Genomic DNA, 17,678 nt, shown 5'->3' on the forward strand with positions numbered 1-17,678 from the left:
TGGCAAGATCGGTGTGTGGGCATCGTCATCCGTCTCGGCATCAGCGCACTGGCGCTCTGGATCGCCACGCTCATCGTCCCCGGCATCACGCTCAGCACGGAGTCGCTGCCGGGCGCGATCGGCACGCTGCTGGCCGTTGCCGCCATCTTCGGCGTGGTCAACGCCGTGCTGCGACCACTGATCAAGCTGATCGGCTTCGGCTTCTACCTGCTGACGCTCGGCCTGATCGCGCTGGTGGTGAACGGTCTGCTGTTCATGCTGACCGGCTGGATCGCGGGCGAGCTCGACCTGCCGTTCACGGTGGACGGGTTCTGGGCGGCCGTGTTCGGCGCGCTGCTGGTCGCGGTGGTCAGCTGGGCTCTGAACCTCTTCGTCCCGGATCGCGGCGACGACTGAGTTAGCTCGCTCATATGCAAGGACCGGAATCGTCCGGACGCCTTACGGTGAGCCTCATGGACGAGACACGCCGCGGACTCGCGTACGGCCTGACCGCGTACGTCATGTGGGGTTTCTTCCCGCTCTACTTCCGGCTGCTGCGTCCGGCCGGCGCGGTGGAGATCCTCGCGCACCGCGTGATCTGGTCCGTCGTCTTCATCGCCGCGCTGCTCACGGTCGTGCGCGGCTGGTCGTTCCTGCGCACGCTGCGCGGTCAGCCGAGACGGATGGCCGGCGTCGCGCTGGCCGCGGTGCTGATCGGCATCAACTGGGGCGCCTACATCTACGGCGTCAACTCGGAGCGGGTGGTCGAGGCCGCGCTCGGCTACTTCATCACGCCGCTGGTCGTGGTGCTGCTCGGCGTGGTGGCGCTGCGCGAACGGCTGCGGCGGGCGCAGTGGATCGCGCTCGGCGTCGGCGGCCTGGCCGTGGTGGTGCTGACGGTCGACTACGGGCGGCTGCCGTACATCGCGCTGACGCTGGCCGCGAGCTTCGGGACGTACAGCCTGGTGAAGAAGAACCTGGCGCTGTCGCCGTCCGGCGGCCTGTTCCTGGAGTCGTCCGTGCTGGTGCTGCCCGCGGTGGCCTATCTCGCCTGGCTGACCGCGACCGGTGACTCCACGTTCCTCACCGAGGGCGCCGGCCACCTGGTGCTGATGGTGGTGTCCGGCGCCGCGACGGCGATTCCGCTGATCCTGTTCGCGGGCGCGGCGAACCGCCTGCCGCTGACCGCGGTCGGAATTCTGCAATATGTGGCGCCGATCCTGCAGCTCGCGGTCGGCCTGTTCGTCTTCCACGAGCCGATGCCCGCGGCCCGCCTGGCCGGCTTCGCGCTGGTCTGGATCGCGTTGATCATCTTCACCGTGGACGGCATCAGGTCGAGCCGTGCGGCGATTCCGGAGCCCGTCGCCGTCTAGTCGACGGTGAACGTCAGCAACTGCGTGTTGTCGGACCGGATCAGCTCCAGCCGGTCCAGTTCATCCCCCGTGTAATGCGTCAATCCGGTGAAGTCGAGCTTGTCCCCCGGGCCGGCCCACCATGATCCGAGCTGCTCGTCCGTGCCGTCGGTCCCCTTGGCGATCAGGCGGAACAGCAGCTTCTTGCCTTCCTTCCCGCCCGGTGCCTCGTAGGCGCACTCCATGAAGACCGAGGTCCCGTAGTCGCGCGTCGTCAGCCCCACCGAGGCGGCGATCGGCACGGACTCCGCGACCGGCTTCATCTCCGACAGCGCGGGCGGCGGCTCCGACGTGGTGGACGGTGACCCGCCCGCGATCGGCGGCGCGCCGTCCGCACCGGTGTCGCGGAACACCTGGGAGCCGAAGCCCACCACGAGCGCGAGCGCGGCCGCGGCGGCGAGCGTTCCGGCGTACCGCCAGCGGTTCGTGCGCCGGCTCCGGCGACGTTCCGTGGTGGCCGCCGTGATGACCCGGGGCAGTCGTGAGTTCTCCGCGGCGGGGACGGCGAGATCGGCAAAGTCCGCCGGGTCGAGCCGTCCGAGCAGGCCGGGCAGGACCGCGATCTCCGCGACCGCCTCCCGGCAGAACGAACAGGTGGCCAGGTGCCGCTCATAGGCGGCACGTTCTCCCGGGGACAGTGCGCCGAGGACGTAGGCGCCGTCGTCGTACGCGTAGTCGCACCTCATCGCATCACCCCCATTTCTTCCAGCGCCATGCGCAGAGCTCGCAACGCGTAGTGGGTCCTGGACTTGACCGTGCCGGGCGGGATGCCCAGCCGTTGTGACGCCTCCGTTACCGATCGCCCCTGGTAGAAGCACTCCACCAGAACCTCGCGGTGTGCCGGGGAGAGCCGGGACAGAGCCTCGGCCACGGTCCACGCCTCCACTGCGCGGTCAGCCTCGTCTTCCGTTGGTGGTGGTTCCGGCAGCACGTCGGTGATCACTTCTCCGGGTCGTGCGGATCGCCGTCGCCACGCGTCGATGGCCAGGTTCCGTGCGGTCGTGAACAGCCATGCCCGGACCGAACCCCGTTGCGGGTCCAAGGCCTCGGGATGACGCCAGGCACGAAGCAACGTCTCCTGACACAGATCCTCGGCGCGCTGACGGTCTCCTCCGGCGAGCCGGAGTGCGTGGGCGAACAACGCGTCTCCGTGCTCATCGTGTAAAACCCGCAGCAGCGCGGTGCCCTCGTCCGTCAAGCGCCACCCCCCTTTCCTGGTTCTAGGTACGCGGCGCGGGGCGCGATCGGTTCAAAGCGCAGCTCAAGTGCGGCAATTCACCTTGGGTTCATTCCGTCGTCACCGTCGGTGGGCTGTATGGCTCACGACGTTCTGGCAGCGTGCGGCACATTCCCCGATGAGGAGGCCTGACCTCATGTCCGAACGCCCCCGCCTGCTGCCGCTGATCGGCCAGTCCGGTCACACCGCACGCAGCGCGATGACGTGCATGTACCGCTGTGGCAACGCCTGCGACCACCCGGTGCCGAACGAGTCCGGTAACGAGTACTTCGGTGACCTGGTCTCCGGTGAGGTCTCCCGCCGCGGCGTGATGCGCGCCGGCGCGATCGGCGCCGTGGTGCTCGGCTTCGGCGGTGCCGCCGCTGCCGCTGCCACCCCCGCGATGGCCGCGCCGCTGCCGGAGACGAAAACCCCGACGAAACCCGGCAACGGGGGTACGAAGGGCAAGCTCGGCTTCAAGGCGATCCCGCCGAACACGCTGGACAGCTTCGTGGTGCCGAACGGCTACGACCACGCCGTCGTGATCAAGTGGGGCGACGAGGTCGTCCCCGGCGCGCCCGGCTTCGACCTGGCCAAGCAGACCGGCACGTCGCAGTCGAAGCAGTTCGGCTACAACAACGACTTCGTCGGCGTGATCCCGCTGGACAAGCGCGGCAACAAGGCGCTGCTCGTGGTCAACCACGAGTACACCAACGAGAACCTGATGTTCCCCGGCTTCACCACGCTGGACGCGCTGAGCGCGGAGCAGATCAAGGTCGCGATGGCCGCGCACGGCCTGTCGGTCGTGGAGATCGAGCGCGCGGGCGACTCCGGCGAGTGGGTGGTGGTCGGCAACGGCCGGCGCGTCTACAACCGCCGGATCACCGCGTCCGGGACGCAGTTCCAGTTCACCGGCCCGGCCGCCGGCTCCGCGTGGCTGAAGACCGCGGCGGACCCGCGCGGCACCACGCCGATCGGCACGCTGAACAACTGCGCCGGCGGCGTCACGCCGTGGGGCACCGTGCTGTCCGGCGAGGAGAACTTCAACCAGTACTTCGTGGGCGGCGACGCGCTCTCCGCGGACCTGAAGACGAAGTACGGCCGCTACGGGATCTCCACCACGGCCCGCTACCCGGCCGACAGCCGCAAGTGGGACCGGGTGCAGGAGCGCTTCGACCTGGCCAAACACCCGCACGAGGGGCACCGCTTCGGCTGGATCGTCGAGGTCGACCCGTTCGACCCGGAGTCGAAGCCGCGCAAGCACACCGCGATGGGCCGGTTCAAGCACGAGGGCGCGAACGTCATCGTGGCGAAGAACGGCAGGGTCGTGGCGTACATGGGCGACGACGAGCGGTTCGACTACCTCTACAAGTTCGTCTCGGACCGCAAGTACATCGAGGGCGACTCGGCCTACGCGCGGAAGAACAACCTGTCGCTGCTGGAGTCCGGCACGCTCTACGTGGCGAAGCTCGGCTACACCTCCGCCGCCGAGATCGACGGCTCCGGCACGCTCCCGGGCGACGGCGCGTTCAACGGCGCCGGCAAGTGGATCAAGCTGGTCAGCGGCAACAAGTCGTTCGTCGACGGGATGACCGCGGCCGACGTGCTGGTCTTCACGCGCCTCGCCGGCGACAAGGTCGGCGCCACCAAGATGGACCGTCCCGAGGACGTGCAGCCGAGCCTGGTCAGCGGCAAGATCTACGCGGCGCTGACGAACAACACCAACCGCGGCGTGGGTACGAACGCGGCCGCCGACGAGGCGAACCCGCGCAACGCCAACAAGCACGGCCACATCTTCGAGATCACCGAGGACAGGGGCGACCACACCGGCGAGACGTTCACCTGGGCGATCCCGATCGTGTGCGGCGACCCGGCGGACCCGGCGACGTTCTTCGCAGGCTACGACAAGACCAAGGTCTCGCCGATCTCCTGCCCGGACAACGTCGCGTTCGACTCGACCGGCAACCTCTGGATCTCCACCGACGGCAATGCGCTGGGCAGCAACGACGGCCTCTTCGCCACGCCGATCGAGGGTCCGGAGAAGGGCCACCTGAAGCAGTTCCTCACCGTGCCGCGTGGCGCGGAGACCTGCGGCCCGTTCGTCACCGGCGACGACCGCTCGGTCTTCGTGGCGGTGCAGCACCCGGGCGAGATCACCGGCGCCTCGGTGGAGAACCCGGCCTCGAACTGGCCGGACGGCGACATCGCCAAGCCCGGCGTCGTGGTGACCTGGCGTCGCGACGGCGGCCACATCGGCGCCTGACCCCGAAAGGCTTCCGGGGGTACGACGGCGCATCGTCGTACCCCCGGAGTGCTCTCAGGGTGTGATCCTGTCCGCGACGACGGTCGTGAACGCCTGGTAGGGCCGTGAGCTGCCGTCGAGCACGGCCGCGTGGCGCCGGTCCCCGCGCAGCGTCTCCAGGAAGAACGCGGTGGCGTAACCGGTCAGGACCCGGTGCTCCTCGTCCTCGGTCAGCTTGTGGACCACGTTCTCCCAGTGCATCGTCGGCTGCGGCGACGACGGGTCCTCCGGGTCCCAGCCGTCCGGGTAGTCCCAGACCTGGTCACCGCAGGTGCCCGGCTCCGGCCCCACGCCGTCGTCCTCGGCCTCGACCTGCCCGCTCGCCGGCGACCACTGCGTGTTCAGGAAGTTGTGGTTCGCGCCGCCGACGGTCCAGCGGTAGTTCGGGAAGCGCGTGTGGCCCTTGGCCAGCGTCAGGTAGTCCTCGCCCTGGTCCATGTCGCAGCCGCCGAGCCAGACCGCGAGCGGCGCGGTCGTGACGCGGTAGAGCGGCGCGTCCGGCGAGCCCTCGTTCGTCGCGGTCCCGGCACCGGCCGCGGCCAGCGCGATCACGCCCTTGATCTGCACGCCCTTCGGCAGCGCGCCCTTGTGCACGTCGGCCGCGTGCCAGGCCACGCCGCGACCGCCGCGGGAGTGGCCGAGCGTGCCGACCCGCGTCAGGTCGATCATGCCCTTGAAGTTCTGCCGGAACTTCCCGGCGAGCGCGCCCTTCCCGGTCCGGGTCAGCTCGCTCCACAGCTCCAGGTGCTTGTTGATCACTGCGGCCCGCGCCTCGTCGGCGGCCTCGCCGAGCTGGCCGGCATTGACGCCGTTCGCGCTGACCGAGACGACCACCATGCCGTGACCGGCCAGCCGCTCCGCCAGGTAGTCGTAGCCGCGGTAGCTGGGCAGCGGCGCCACGCCGGGCACGCACGGCCACTGCCACAGCCGGCCGATCGCGGCCAGCCACGCCGGGTCGTCGTAGATCTCCTCGTCGGAGAGCACCGCCTCGCGGCCTTCCTTGATCGCGACCGCCTCCCGGTCGGCGCACGTGGCCCAGTAGCCGTGCGAGAGCACCACCAGTGGGAACGGTCCCCGGCCGGACGTCGGGTAGTGCACGTTGCCGGTCACCTCAAGGTCGGCGAGCGCCTCGTCCTCGGGGTCGACGTGGAAGCCCGGCACCTGGAGAACCCGGTCCCCGAGCGTGTAGTCCAGCGACGCCACCCGGTAGGGGCCCGGAGCACCCGGATCGCCGGTCTTGGCCGCCTCTGCGGCGGACGGGACGAGCAACGACGCCAGCAGCGCCGCCGCCACCGCCCCGGTCCGTATTCGACGTGTCATGCCGCCCATCAGACACGACCGTCGTGCCCGGGACCGGGATCCACATCGGAACCTGACAGGAACCTGAAGCGACGCTCAACTCGCGCCGTTCGGCTCCCCCGCGGCCAGCGCGTCCGCGACCGCCCGCGCGGTGGCCTGCAGCCTGGTGCGCAGCACCCGGGCGGACGTCATCAGCTCGGCCGCCGGGAGCGCGCAGGCGATCACCACGCGCCGCTCCAGGTCCCGGTCCGGCGTCACGATCAGGCCGGCGCACGCGACGCCCTGCCGGAACTGGCCCATCTCGATCTGCATGCCGCGCCGGTCGCCGGCGGCCAGATCGTTCTCCAGCTGCTCCGTCGTGATCAGCGTCTGCGCCGTGAACTGCCGCATGCCGAAATCCCGCAGATATCGCGCGCGCTGGTCGGGTGTGAGCGTGGCCAGCAGCGCCTTGCCGAGCGCGGTCGCGTGCGCGCCCTCGTCGAAGCCGGGGACCAGATCCTCCACATAGGGCGATCGCGCGCCCTCCGCCACCGCGGTGATCGCCACCTTGTTGCCGACGAATCGGCCCAGGTAGTGGCTGTAGCCGCTGTCGGACGCCGCCCGCCGTAACGCCTCGCCGACCGCGGGGGGACCGCGGAACGCGGCGACGAGCTCCCGGTACCGATCGGCGACCTCGAGGCCCACGATGTAGGTGCCGTCTTCCCGCCTGATCACATAACCCTCGTAAGCGAGGGTCCTGACCAGGTGATAGGTCGTCGCCACCGTCAGCTCGCACCGCCGTGCGATCTGCTTCACCGTCAGTCCACGCGGTGCCCGTCCGACCGATTCCAGAACACGTAGCGCACGCGAGACGCTACGGATCAGGTCGGACGGCTCCGCTAAGGGGTCGCGCACACCCACCTCCGTAGCCATGGACTTACACCATATGAAAAAGGCTTCGATGAGGGAATGCCCGAATGGATTGAGAGAGCCAGATATCTTGCGACCTTGGGTGATCGTCTGGACACTTTGGGTAGGTACGCCCGGATCGGTTAGCATTTGCCGACGTGATCAAGAGCCGATTCCACCCCGCTCCGGTCGCCGGCGTGCTCGCCACCACCATCGCGGTCGTGCTCCCCGGCTTCCTCGTCGGCGGGCTCGCGGTCCAGATCGGCCAGTCGTTCCCGCTCTCCCCGGCCCAGCTCGGGATCGCGATCTCCGTCTACTTCGGTGTGAGCGCGCTCGCATCCGTCCCGGCCGGACGCCTGGTCGAACGGTACGGCTCCGGCCCGGCCGCCCGCGCGGCCATCCTGCTCTCCGCCGCCTCGCTGCTCGCGGTCGGCCTGCTGTCCCGCTCCGCGCTCACGCTCACGCTGCTGCTCGCGGCCGGCGCCGGTGCCAACGCGCTCGGCCAGATCGCCGGCAACGTCGCGCTCGCCCGCCACGTGCCGCCCGGACGGCAGGGTCTCTCCTTCGGCACGAAACAGGCCGCGATCCCGCTCTCCACGCTCCTGGCGGGCGCGGCGGTCCCGGCGGTGGCGCTGACCCTCGGCTGGCGGTGGGCGTTCGTCCTGGCGGCACTGCTGGCGTTGAGCGCGCTCCCGTTCGCACCGTCCGCGCCCGCGCTGGCGACACCGCGCGGCGCCGCGTCCGGACGCGCCACGGCCGGGCTGTTCGTGGTGGCGGTCTCCGCCACGCTCGCGGCCGGGTCCGCGAACGCGCTCGGCACGTTCCTGGTGGACGCGACCGTGGCCCGCGGCGTCGACCCCGGACCGGCCGGGCTCGCGCTCACGCTCGGCGGCGCGGTCTGCGTGGTCGCCCGCGTGCTCGGCGGATATCTGGCCGACCGGCTTCCGGACCGCCAGCTCGCGGTCATCTCCGGGCAGCTGGTCGTCGGCGCGGGCGGGCTGGCGCTGCTCACGATGGGCGGCAACGCGGTCCTGATCGCCGGCGTGGTGCTCGGCTTCGGGCTCGGCTGGGCCTGGCCCGGCCTGATGAACTTCGCGGTGGTACGCCTGCACCCGCAATCACCGGCCGCCGCCACCTCGGTCACGCAGACCGGCGTCTATGCGGGCGGCTGCCTGGGGCCACTGACGCTCGGATTCGTGGCGACCCACTTCGGATACACCACCATGTGGCTGACGGCCGCCAGCGCCATGCTGACGGCCGCGCTGTGCATGGCGCTCGGCGCGTCCCTCCTGCGCCGCGCTCGCCCGTGACCCCAAGCGCCGCGCCCTCGGCGTCGCGGCCCCTCCAGTGACGAGGGCGTCCCTCGTGTCGTCAGAAGGACACGAGGGACGCCCTGATCGCCAGGAAGCGTGCGTGACGAAACCCCTTGGCCCGTGTGGCCGGGCGCGCTGCGGTCAGGCGCTCAGCAGGTGGCGGACGCGGTCGGCGCCGGCGGCCAGCAGCAGCGTGGGCAGGCGCGGGCCGGTGTCGCGACCGACCAGCAGGTGGTAGAGCAGCGCGAAGAACTGGCGCTGCGCCACCTTCAGCTCCGGCGTGGGCTTGGTGTCCGCGGGCAGTCCGGCCAGTGCCTTCGGCACGCCGTAGACCAGCGTGGTCAGGCCCTCCAGCGACCAGTGCTCGTCCAGCCCTGCCACCAGCAGCCGCAGCGACTCGCGCTGGGCGTCGTCCAGGCTCTTGAGCAGGTCGAGGTCCGGCTCGTCCCGCACGCGGGTGCGCTGCTCCGCGGGCACCTGGGTGGCGACCCAGGTGGCGGCGCGGTCCAGGCGCGGGCGCACCTCGGTCAGCGTGGTCACCGGCTGCGCCGGGTCCAGGTCGTGCAGGATGCGCAGGATCTGCGCCTCGTCGCCGGTGGTGATGTCCGCGACGCTGGCCAGCGTCCGGTACGGCACCGGGCGCGGCGTCATCGGCAGCGGACCGGCCGCGGTGCTCGCGGCGCGCGCGTGCACGGCCGTGTCCACCTCGTTCGCCTCACCGGCGGCGATCCGCTTCTCCAGCGCGTCCCACTCGTCGTAGAGCCGCTGGATCTCCTGGTCGAACGCGACCTTGAAGCTCTGGTTCGGCCGGCGGCGGGCGTAGAGCCAGCGCAGCAGCGGCGCCTCCATGATCTGGAGCGCGTCGGCCGGCGTCGGCACGCCGCCCTTGGAGCTGGACATCTTGGCCTGGCCGGAGATGCCGACGAACGCGTACATCGGCCCGATCGGCTGCTCGCCGCCGAAGATCTCGGTGACGATCTGGCCGCCGACCACGAACGAACTGCCCGGCGACTGGTGGTCCACGCCGGAGGGCTCGAAGACCACGCCCTCGCGCGCCCACCGCATCGGCCAGTCGACCTTCCAGACCAGCTTGCCGTCGGTGAACTCGCTCAGCAGCACGGTCGCGGTGTGCCCGCAGGTGCAGGTGTAGGTCAGCTCCGTGCTGTCGTCGTCGTAGGCGATGACGGTGGTGAAGTCCTTGCCGCAGTCCGCGCAGAACGGCTTGAACGGGTAGTAGCCGGCCGCGGTCGCGCCGTCGTCCTCGGCGGCCGCGCCGGATCCCTCGGCGGCCTCGGCAGCGGCGGCCGCGTCCGCCTCGTCCAGCTTCTGGTTCTGCTTCGGGCCGCCGGCCTTCTTGGTCCGGTAGCGGCCCAGGATCTCGTCGATCCGGCCGCGCTCGCGCATGGCCTTCAGCACCTCGTCACGGTACGCCCCGGAGGTATACATCTCCGTCTGGCTGATCCCGCGGTACTCCACGCCGAGCTCGGCCAGCGACTCGATCATCGCGGCCTTGAAGTGCGCGGCCCAGGTCGAGTACTCACTGCCGGGCGGCGCCGGGACGCGGCTCAGCGGGCGGCCGATCTGGTCCAGCCAGGCGGGGTCCTCGGGGTCGATGCCGTCGATGCCCTTCGGCACCTTCCGGTACCGGTCGAAGTCGTCCCACGAGATGATGTGCACGACCTCGTGCCCGCGGCGGCGAATCTCGTCCACCACCAGGTGCGGCGTCATCACCTCACGCAGGTTGCCGAGGTGCACCGGCCCCGACGGACTCAGCCCCGACGCACAGACGATCGGCTTACCCGGAGCACGACGCTCCGCCTCAGCGATCACCTCGTCCGCGAACCGATTGACCCAGTCAACATCGCTGCCAGCAGCCACGACCTGTTACACCCTCCCGACGAAACCAACAGACCCATTCTCCCCGATCACACGCGGCGCCCCGCGTGCGGGCAACACCATTTCCCGCCGGCCGCGCAGGGGCACGGCGGGCGGGTGTGAGGGCCAGGGTTTTCGGTGACCGGCGACGGAACCGCCGGCCCGCGGGAGCGAACGGGCCGGACCACGACGAAAGCGGGAAAATCCGCTTTTAAAGGTTTTTGATCTAAGAGGTCCGGTCGGAGATGAAGTCGCAGAGACCTTCCAGCGTGCTCCGCGTCGGCCCCTCGGGCAGGACCGCTATGCGCGCGCGGGCCTCGTCCGCATAGGTGCGGACGGTCTCGCGGGCGCGCTTCATCGCGGGGGACTCGCGCAGCAGGCCGAGCGCCTCCGCGTGCAGCGCGTCGTCGACCAGCGGGCCCATGGAGAGCAGCTCGCGGAGCCGGACCGAGCTGGCGTCCGCGTCGTCGGAGGCGAGCGCGTAGAGGACCGGCAGCGTGGGCACGCCCTCGCGCAGGTCCGTGCCGGGCGTCTTGCCGGACTGGATGGACTCGGACGCGATGTCCAGCAGGTCGTCGGAGAGCTGGAACGCGATGCCCATCGAGATGCCGTAACCGGCCAGCGCCTCGACCTGCTCCGCCGGCGCGCCGGAGAACAGGCCGCCGAAGCGCGCGGACGTGGCGATCAGTGAGGCGGTCTTGTCCTCGATGACCTTGAGGTGGTGCGCGATCGGGTCGCCGTCACGCGGGCCGACCGTCTCCGCCAGCTGGCCCTGGACCAGCTGGGAGAACGTGCGCGCCTGCAGCCGGACCGCCTCGGTGCCGAGATCGGCGGAGATGTCCGCGGCGCGGGCGAACAGGTAGTCGCCGACCAGGATCGCGACCGAGTTGGTCCAGCGGCTGTTGGCGCTGGGGGCGCCGCGCCGGACCGAGGCCTCGTCCATCACGTCGTCGTGGTAGAGCGTCGCCAGGTGCGTCATCTCCATGACGACCGCGGCCTGGGTCACCCGGTCTCTCGTCGGGTCGCCGAGGTGGGCGCCGACCGCGACCAGCAACGGCCGGAATCGTTTGCCGCCGGCCGCGACGAGGTGCATAGACGCCTCGCGGACCAGCGGATCGGCGGTGTCGACGCTGTCCCGGAGACTGGCCTCGACCTCCTCGAGGATCGTCGACACCGACGCCTCGATGGCGGGGTCGACGAAGTCGATCCCGCTCGCGTGCTCTGCACCTGGGGTAAGGCCTGCCACGGTTCTACGATGCCATATGCGTGGCAGGCCGACCCTGTGGGGGAACACGCCGCTATTGGACGAACTCGGCGGCGCCGGTGGTCAGGTCCAGGAGCAGGGACGGAGCGACTCCGAGCAGCAGCGTCATGGCCACGCCGATGGCGAGCGCGGCCGTGGTGAGCACGCCCGGCACCGACACGGTTGGCGTCGCATCGCTCGGGTCGGAGAGCCACATCATCACGACCACCCGGAGGTACGGGAACGCCAGCACGATGCTGCTGATCACGCCCGCGATGACGAGCCAGGTCTGCCCGCCCTCCATCGCGGCGGCGAACACCGCGAACTTGCTGATGAAACCGCTGGTCAGCGGGATGCCGGCGAACGCGAGCAGGATGAACGTGAAGAGACCGGCGATCAGCGGCGACCGGCGGCCCAGCCCGGCCCACCGGGACAGGTGCCCGGCCTCGCCGTCCGCGTCCCGGACCAGCGTCACCACGGCGAACGCGGCGAGCACCGAGAAGCCGTAGGCGACCAGGTAGAACATGGTGCTGGCGAGCCCGCGCTCACCGCTGGCCAGCACGCCGACCAGCAGGTATCCGGCGTTCGCGATGGACGAGTACGCCAGGAGCCGCTTGATGTCGGTCTGCGTCACGGCCAGCACCGCACCGATGATCATGGTGAGCACCGCCACGACACCCAGGATCGGCGTGAAGTCCCAGCTCAGGCCGTTGAAGCCGACGTAGAGCACCCGGAGCAGCGCACCGAACGCGGCGACCTTGGTGCACGCGGCCATGAACGCGGTGACCGGCGTCGGCGCGCCCTGGTAGACGTCCGGCGTCCAGACGTGGAACGGCACGGCCGCGGTCTTGAACAGCAGGCCGATGGAGAGCAGCGCCAGGCCGGCGTAGAGCAGCAGCGGGTCCCGGTCGGACTCCGCGGCCGCGGTGTGGATCGAGGCCAGGTCGACCGCGCCGACGAAGCCGTAGACGAGCGCCACGCCGAACAGGAAGAACGCGGACGCGTACGACCCGAGCAGGAAGTACTTCAGCGCGGCCTCCTGGCTGAGCAGCCGCCGGCGACGGGCGAGCGCGCAGAGCAGGTAGAGCGGCAGCGAGAAGACCTCGAGCGCGATGAACATGGTGAGCAGGTCGTTCGCGGCGACGAAGAGCAGCATGCCGGCGATGGCGAACAGCGAGATCGGGTAGACCTCGGTGAGGCCGGGCGCGCGGGCGGCCTGCCGCTCGTCCGCCTCGGAGCCGACCGTGATCGCGGCCTGCGGCACGAACGCGCCGCCCGGCTCCAGCTTCCGCTCGCCCATCAGCAGCAGCGAGACCAGTGCGAGCACCAGGATCGCGCCCTGCAGGAACACCGCAGGTCCGTCGATGGCGAGCGCGCCGACCGCGGTGGTGACCCGCGTCGACGCCTGGGTGATCACCACGACCAGCCCGGCCAGCGTGGCCAGCAGCGCCAGCGTGAGCTGCACGGCGTGCCGGGCCCGGCGCGGCACGAACGCCTCCACGACCACGCCGAGGCAGGCCGCGCCGAACAGGATCAGGATCGGCGCGACGGCCGCGTAGTCGATGGACGGTGCCTTGAGATCTTCCATGGTTACTTCGCCGCCTCGGTGATCGCCGTCGGTACGGGGTCCGTCGCGCCGATGTCCTGCATGGTGGCCTGCACGGCGGGGTTGATGACGTCGGTGATCGGCTTCGGGTAGAAGCCGAACAGGATGATCAGGGCGATCAGCGGCGCGACCACGACCTTCTCGCGCAGCGTGATGTCGTGCCGCATGCCCTCGACCTCGGCCAGCGCCGGGTTCGGCGTGCCCTGCACGGTGCGCTGGACCATCCAGAGCACGTAGGCGGCCGCGAGCACGATCCCGAGCGTGGCGATGATCGCGATCGGCTTGTTGACCGTGAACGTGCCGATCAGCACCAGGAACTCGGAGACGAACGGCGCGGTGCCCGGCATGGCCAGCGAGGCCAGACCGGCGAAGAACAGCACGCCGGCCAGGACCGGCAGCGTCTTCCCGGCGCCGCCGAAGTCGGTGATCAGCGCGGAGCCACGGCGGGCCACGAGCATGCCGACGACCAGGAACAGCAGGCCGGTGGCGAGACCGTGGTTGACCATGTAGAGCACCGCGCCGGTGCCGGCCTGCGTGGTGAACGCGAAGATCCCGACGCCGATGAAGCCGAAGTGCGCGATCGACGTGTACGAGACGAGCCGCTTGATGTCGTTCTGCCCGACCGCGAGCAGCGCCGCGTAGATGATCCCGATGACGCCGAGCACCAGCGCGAGCGGCGCGAAGTACTTCGACGCGTTCGGGAAGATCGGCAGGCAGTAGCGCAGGATGCCGAACGTGCCGACCTTGTCCAGTATGCCGACCAGCAGCGCGCCGGCGCCGACCGGCGCGGTGCCACCGGCGTCCGGCAGCCAGGTGTGGAACGGGAAGAACGGCGCCTTGATCGCGAACGCGAGGAAGAAGCCGAGGAACAGCCAGCGCTCGGTCCCGGTCGACATGTCGATCTGGGTGAGCGCCTGCCAGTCGAACGTGTTGCCGCCGACCACCCACAGCCCGACCACGGCCGCCAGCATGAACAGGCCGCCGACCAGGGAGTAGAGGAAGAACTTCACGGCCGCGTACTGCCGCCGGGCGCCGCCGTAGGAACCGATGAGGAAGTACATCGGCACCAGCATGACCTCGAAGAACACGTAGAAGAGGAAGACGTCGGCGGCCGCGAAGACGCCGAGCATCGTCGACTCCAGCGCCAGCAGCAGCGCGAAGTAGACCGGCACGGACCGGCCGCTGTCGTCCGCCTCGTGCCACGCGGCCAGGATGACGATCGGCACCAGCACCGCGATCAGCATCAGCATGACCAGCGCGATGCCGTCCACGGCGAACGTGAAGTTCACCCCCCAGTCCGGGATCCAGGGGTACGACTCGCGCAGCTGCAACCGCTCGCCACCGGCCTCGAACGCGATCCACAGCGCCACGGTCACCGCCAGGATGCCGAGCGACCAGACGAGCGTGACCACCTTCGCCAGCTGGGGGCGGCTGCGCGGCAGGAACGCCACGACCAGCGCGCCGACCAGTGGCGCCACGGTCAGCACCGACAGGTACGGAAAGGAGCTCACACCAACCACCCCAACTGCAGCGCGACGAACGCCGCCGTGACCACCAGCGCGCCGGTGAGGATCGACATGGCATAGGAGCGGACGAAGCCGGTCTGCGTGCGCCGCAACCGGCTGGACCCGCCGCCGACCGCGGCCGCCAGCCCGTTGACCAGTCCGTCGATGCCCCTGTTGTCGAGGAAGACGAGCGCGCGGGTCAGGTAGATGCCGGGACGCTCGAAGACCCACTCGTTGAACGAGTCCGCGTAGAGGTTCCGGCGGGCCGCGGTGACCAGCACGCCCGCGGGCTGCTCCTGCTCCTGCGTGCCGTTGCGGAACAGCAGCCACGCGCCGCCCGCTCCCAGCACGGTGACCAGCAGCGACAGGATGGTGATCACGGTGTGCGAGAGCACGCCGTGCGCCTCCTCGCCGTGCTCCGGCAGCACCGGCGTCAGCCAGTCCGGCACGCTCGTGGAGAGCAGGAAACCGGCCCCGACCGAACCGACCGCCAGCAGGATCAGCGGGATCGTCATCAGTGCGGGCGACTCGTGCGGATGCTTGATGTCCTCCGTCCACCGGGGTTTCCCGTGGAACGTCAGCACGAACAGCCGCGTCATGTAGAACGCGGTCAGGGCCGCGCCCAGCAGCGCCGCGCCGCCGAACAGCCAGGCCGTCCAGCCCTCGCGCTCGAACGCCGCCGCGATGATCGGCTCCTTGGAGAAGAAGCCGGAGAACGGGAACATGCCGATGATCGCGAGCCAGCCCAGGCCGAACGTCGCCCAGGTGATCCGCATGTGCTTCGCCAGCCCGCCGAACCGCCGGATGTCCGTCTGGTCGTGCATGCCGTGCATGACCGAGCCGGCGCCGAGGAACAGCCCGGCCTTGAAGAAGCCGTGCGCCAGCAGGTGCACGATCGCCAGCGCGTACGCGCCGCCGCCGAGCCCGACGCCGAGGAACATGTAGCCGATCTGCGAGACCGTCGACCAGGCCAGCACGCGCTTGATGTCGTCCTTGGCACAGCCGATGATGCAGCCGATCACCAGCGTGAGCGCGCCGATCGAGACGACCACGGTCTGCAGCGTCTCGTTCGCGGAGAAGACCGGGTTGGAGCGGGCGATCAGGTAGACGCCCGCGGTGACCATGGTCGCCGCGTGGATGAGCGCGGAGACCGGCGTCGGGCCCTCCATCGCGTCCGGCAGCCAGGCCTGCAGCGGGAACTGACCGGACTTGCCGCACGCGCCGAGCAGCAGCAACAGCCCGATGGCGAGCACCAGGCCGGAGCTGAGCGCTCCGACACCGTTGAAGACCTCGTCGTACTGGGTGGTGCCGAGCGCGGCGAACATGGCGAAGATCGCGATGGCGAAGCCGGCGTCGCCGACCCGGTTCATCAGGAACGCCTTCTTGCCCGCGGTCGCGGCGGCCGGCCTGGTGTACCAGAACGAGATCAGCAGGTACGACGCGAGACCCACGCCCTCCCAGCCGACGTAGAGCATCACGTAGTTGTTGCCGAGCACCAGCAGCAGCATGGCCGCGACGAAGAGGTTGAAGTAGCCGAAGAACCGGCGACGCCCCTCGTCGTGGCGCATGTACTCCACCGCGTAGACGTGGATCAGCGATCCGACGCCGGTGATCAGCAGGACGAAGATCGCGGAGAGCGGGTCGTAGAGCAGCCCGAAGTCGACCTTGAAGGAGAAGACGTCGATGAAGTCCCAGAGGGACAGCTCGACCGACTTGTTCTCCAGGCCGCTCAGCTGCGCGAAGAGGACGAGCCCGAGGACGAATGACGCGGCCGGGGCCAGCACGCCGAGCCAGTGCCCCCATCGATCGGCGCGGCGGCCGAGCAGCAGCAGGAGCGCGGCGCTGGCGAGCGGGATCGCCACCAGCAGCCACACGTTCCCCAGCAGCCCCGTGGCCTGGGCGTACTCCACCGTGTGTTGTTCCACTGTCGGCCCCTTAGTACTTCAGGAGGTTGGCGTCGTCGACGCTCGCGGAACGCCGGGTGCGGAAGATCGACATGATGATCGCCAGGCCGACCACGACCTCCGCGGCGGCGACGACCATGACGAAGAACGCCATGATCTGACCGTCGAGGTTGCCGTTGATCCGGCTGAAGGTGACCAATGCGAGGTTCGCGGCGTTGAGCATGAGCTCGATGCACATGAAGAGGACGATCGCGTTGCGGCGGATCAGCACGCCCGAGGCGCCGATCGTGAACAGGATCGCGGACAACACGATGTAGGCGGTGGGGGTCATCTACTTCTCCGTCCCCTTGAGCGCCGATTCCTCGGAGGTCAGCTCCCGGACCGGGAGGATCTTCGAGATGCTGCGCTCGGCGAACGTGCCGTCCGGCAGGCGTGCCGGCGTGGCGACCGAGTCGGACGTCGCGAAGATGCCGGGGCCGGCCTTCGGTCCCGGGTAACTGCCGGGCGCGAAGCGGGCCTTCATACGGTCCACCTGCGTCGGCTTCTCACCCTTGGCGCGCTCCACGTGCGCCAGGATCATCGCGCCGACCGCGGCGCTGATCAGCAGCGCGGACGTGACCTCGAACGCGAACACGTACTTCGTGAACAGCAGCTGCGCGATGCCCTGCAGGTTGCCGTTCTCGTTCGCGGCGTCGAGCCCGATCGCGCCGGTGCCGGCCAGCGCGCGGGACAGCCCGGCGCCGACGATGCCGGCGAACCCGACACCGAGCACGATCGCGGCGACGCGCTGGCCGCGCAGCGTCTCGATCAGCGAGTCGGACGCGTCGCGGCCGACCAGCATCAGCACGAACAGGAACAGCATCATGATCGCGCCGGTGTAGACGATGATCTGCGCCATGCCGATGAACGGCCCGGCCTGCGCGACATAGAAGACGCCGAGGCTGAGCATGGTGCAGACCAGCCAGAGCGCGGAGTGCACCGCGTTGCGGGCCAGCACCATGCCGAGCGCGCCGATCACCGCGAGCGGCGCCAGGATCCAGAACAGCGTCGCCTCTCCACCGCTCATGCCGCCTCCTCCGCTTCGCTCCCCCGTCGGCATGAGTTCAGGCGCCGAGCCAATGATTCGCTCGCAAGCT

The 17,678-nt window shown here is 70.0% G+C and carries 15 protein-coding genes; 4 read left to right on the forward strand and 11 right to left on the reverse strand.

The window, feature by feature from the left end:
• Nucleotides 1–15: 15 nt before the first annotated feature.
• Both OP04_RS09815 and rarD read left to right on the forward strand, forming a co-directional pair.
• A complete protein-coding gene (locus tag OP04_RS09815) occupies nt 16–396 on the forward strand; it encodes a phage holin family protein (RefSeq protein ID WP_033339230.1) in 381 nt (126 codons plus the stop codon).
• A gap of 56 nt (nt 397–452) precedes the next feature.
• Nucleotides 453–1,352 (forward strand): EamA family transporter RarD, encoded by a 900-nt coding sequence (rarD, locus tag OP04_RS09820; protein WP_033339231.1) that lies wholly within the window; start codon nt 453–455, stop codon nt 1,350–1,352.
• Here the strand turns inward: rarD and OP04_RS09825 are convergent.
• The gene (locus OP04_RS09825; RefSeq protein ID WP_033339232.1) at nt 1,349–2,077 is read right to left on the reverse strand and encodes an anti-sigma factor family protein; all 729 of its coding nucleotides are present in this window, start codon (nt 2,075–2,077) and stop codon (nt 1,349–1,351) included. The two genes, rarD and OP04_RS09825, sit on opposite strands and share 4 nt — an antisense overlap.
• Complete coding sequence (locus OP04_RS09830; RefSeq protein WP_033339416.1) at nt 2,074–2,568, reverse strand: sigma-70 family RNA polymerase sigma factor; 495 nt, start codon at nt 2,566–2,568, stop codon at nt 2,074–2,076. Before OP04_RS09830 ends, OP04_RS09825 begins: the two co-directional genes overlap by 4 nt.
• Nucleotides 2,569–2,764: 196 nt before the next feature.
• On the opposite strand from OP04_RS09830, the gene OP04_RS09835 reads away from it, so the two are divergent.
• A complete protein-coding gene (locus OP04_RS09835; RefSeq protein ID WP_033339233.1) occupies nt 2,765–4,870 on the forward strand; it encodes a PhoX family protein in 2,106 nt (701 codons plus the stop codon).
• Nucleotides 4,871–4,924: 54 nt separating this feature from the next.
• Here the strand turns inward: OP04_RS09835 and OP04_RS09840 are convergent, their stop codons facing one another.
• Both OP04_RS09840 and OP04_RS09845 read right to left on the reverse strand, forming a co-directional pair.
• Nucleotides 4,925–6,229 carry an alpha/beta hydrolase gene (locus tag OP04_RS09840; protein ID WP_063746577.1) on the reverse strand — a complete coding sequence of 435 codons (1,305 nt, stop codon included), beginning with the start codon at nt 6,227–6,229 and terminating at the stop codon, nt 4,925–4,927.
• 75 nt (nt 6,230–6,304) lie between these two features.
• Nucleotides 6,305–7,102, reverse strand: a complete 798-nt coding sequence (locus OP04_RS09845; RefSeq protein WP_033339418.1) for an IclR family transcriptional regulator — start codon at nt 7,100–7,102, stop codon at nt 6,305–6,307.
• A gap of 152 nt (nt 7,103–7,254) precedes the next feature.
• Here OP04_RS09845 and OP04_RS09850 point away from each other — a divergent pair, with 152 nt between their 5' ends.
• On the forward strand, nt 7,255–8,406 hold the full coding sequence (locus OP04_RS09850; RefSeq protein ID WP_033339234.1) for an MFS transporter: 1,152 nt from the start codon (nt 7,255–7,257) through the stop codon (nt 8,404–8,406).
• 144 nt (nt 8,407–8,550) lie between these two features.
• Here OP04_RS09850 and lysS read toward each other — a convergent pair whose 3' ends face one another.
• The 7 genes from lysS to OP04_RS09885 all read right to left on the reverse strand — a co-directional run bounded on the left by lysS (nt 8,551) and on the right by OP04_RS09885 (nt 17,641).
• Nucleotides 8,551–10,287: a lysine--tRNA ligase gene (gene lysS / locus OP04_RS09855; protein ID WP_033339235.1), complete on the reverse strand. Its 1,737-nt coding sequence runs from the start codon at nt 10,285–10,287 to the stop codon at nt 8,551–8,553.
• Between the two features lie 223 nt (nt 10,288–10,510).
• Nucleotides 10,511–11,491 (reverse strand): polyprenyl synthetase family protein, encoded by a 981-nt coding sequence (locus OP04_RS09860; protein ID WP_232323540.1) that lies wholly within the window; start codon nt 11,489–11,491, stop codon nt 10,511–10,513.
• A gap of 91 nt (nt 11,492–11,582) precedes the next feature.
• Nucleotides 11,583–13,115: an NADH-quinone oxidoreductase subunit NuoN gene (gene nuoN / locus OP04_RS09865; protein WP_033339237.1), complete on the reverse strand. Its 1,533-nt coding sequence runs from the start codon at nt 13,113–13,115 to the stop codon at nt 11,583–11,585.
• 2 nt (nt 13,116–13,117) lie between these two features.
• Complete coding sequence (locus tag OP04_RS09870) at nt 13,118–14,644, reverse strand: NADH-quinone oxidoreductase subunit M (protein WP_033339238.1); 1,527 nt, start codon at nt 14,642–14,644, stop codon at nt 13,118–13,120.
• Nucleotides 14,641–16,563, reverse strand: a complete 1,923-nt coding sequence (gene nuoL / locus OP04_RS09875) for an NADH-quinone oxidoreductase subunit L (protein ID WP_033339239.1) — start codon at nt 16,561–16,563, stop codon at nt 14,641–14,643. The genes OP04_RS09870 and nuoL overlap by 4 nt, the downstream gene beginning before the upstream one ends.
• Nucleotides 16,564–16,573: 10 nt before the next feature.
• Nucleotides 16,574–16,873, reverse strand: coding sequence for an NADH-quinone oxidoreductase subunit NuoK (nuoK, locus tag OP04_RS09880; protein WP_033339240.1), 300 nt, complete (start codon nt 16,871–16,873; stop codon nt 16,574–16,576).
• Nucleotides 16,874–17,641, reverse strand: coding sequence for an NADH-quinone oxidoreductase subunit J (locus tag OP04_RS09885; RefSeq protein ID WP_033339241.1), 768 nt, complete (start codon nt 17,639–17,641; stop codon nt 16,874–16,876).
• Nucleotides 17,642–17,678 lie beyond the last annotated feature (37 nt).

The sequence above is a fragment of the Catenuloplanes japonicus genome, from assembly GCF_000717135.1.
GTDB lineage: Bacteria > Actinomycetota > Actinomycetes > Mycobacteriales > Micromonosporaceae > Catenuloplanes > Catenuloplanes japonicus.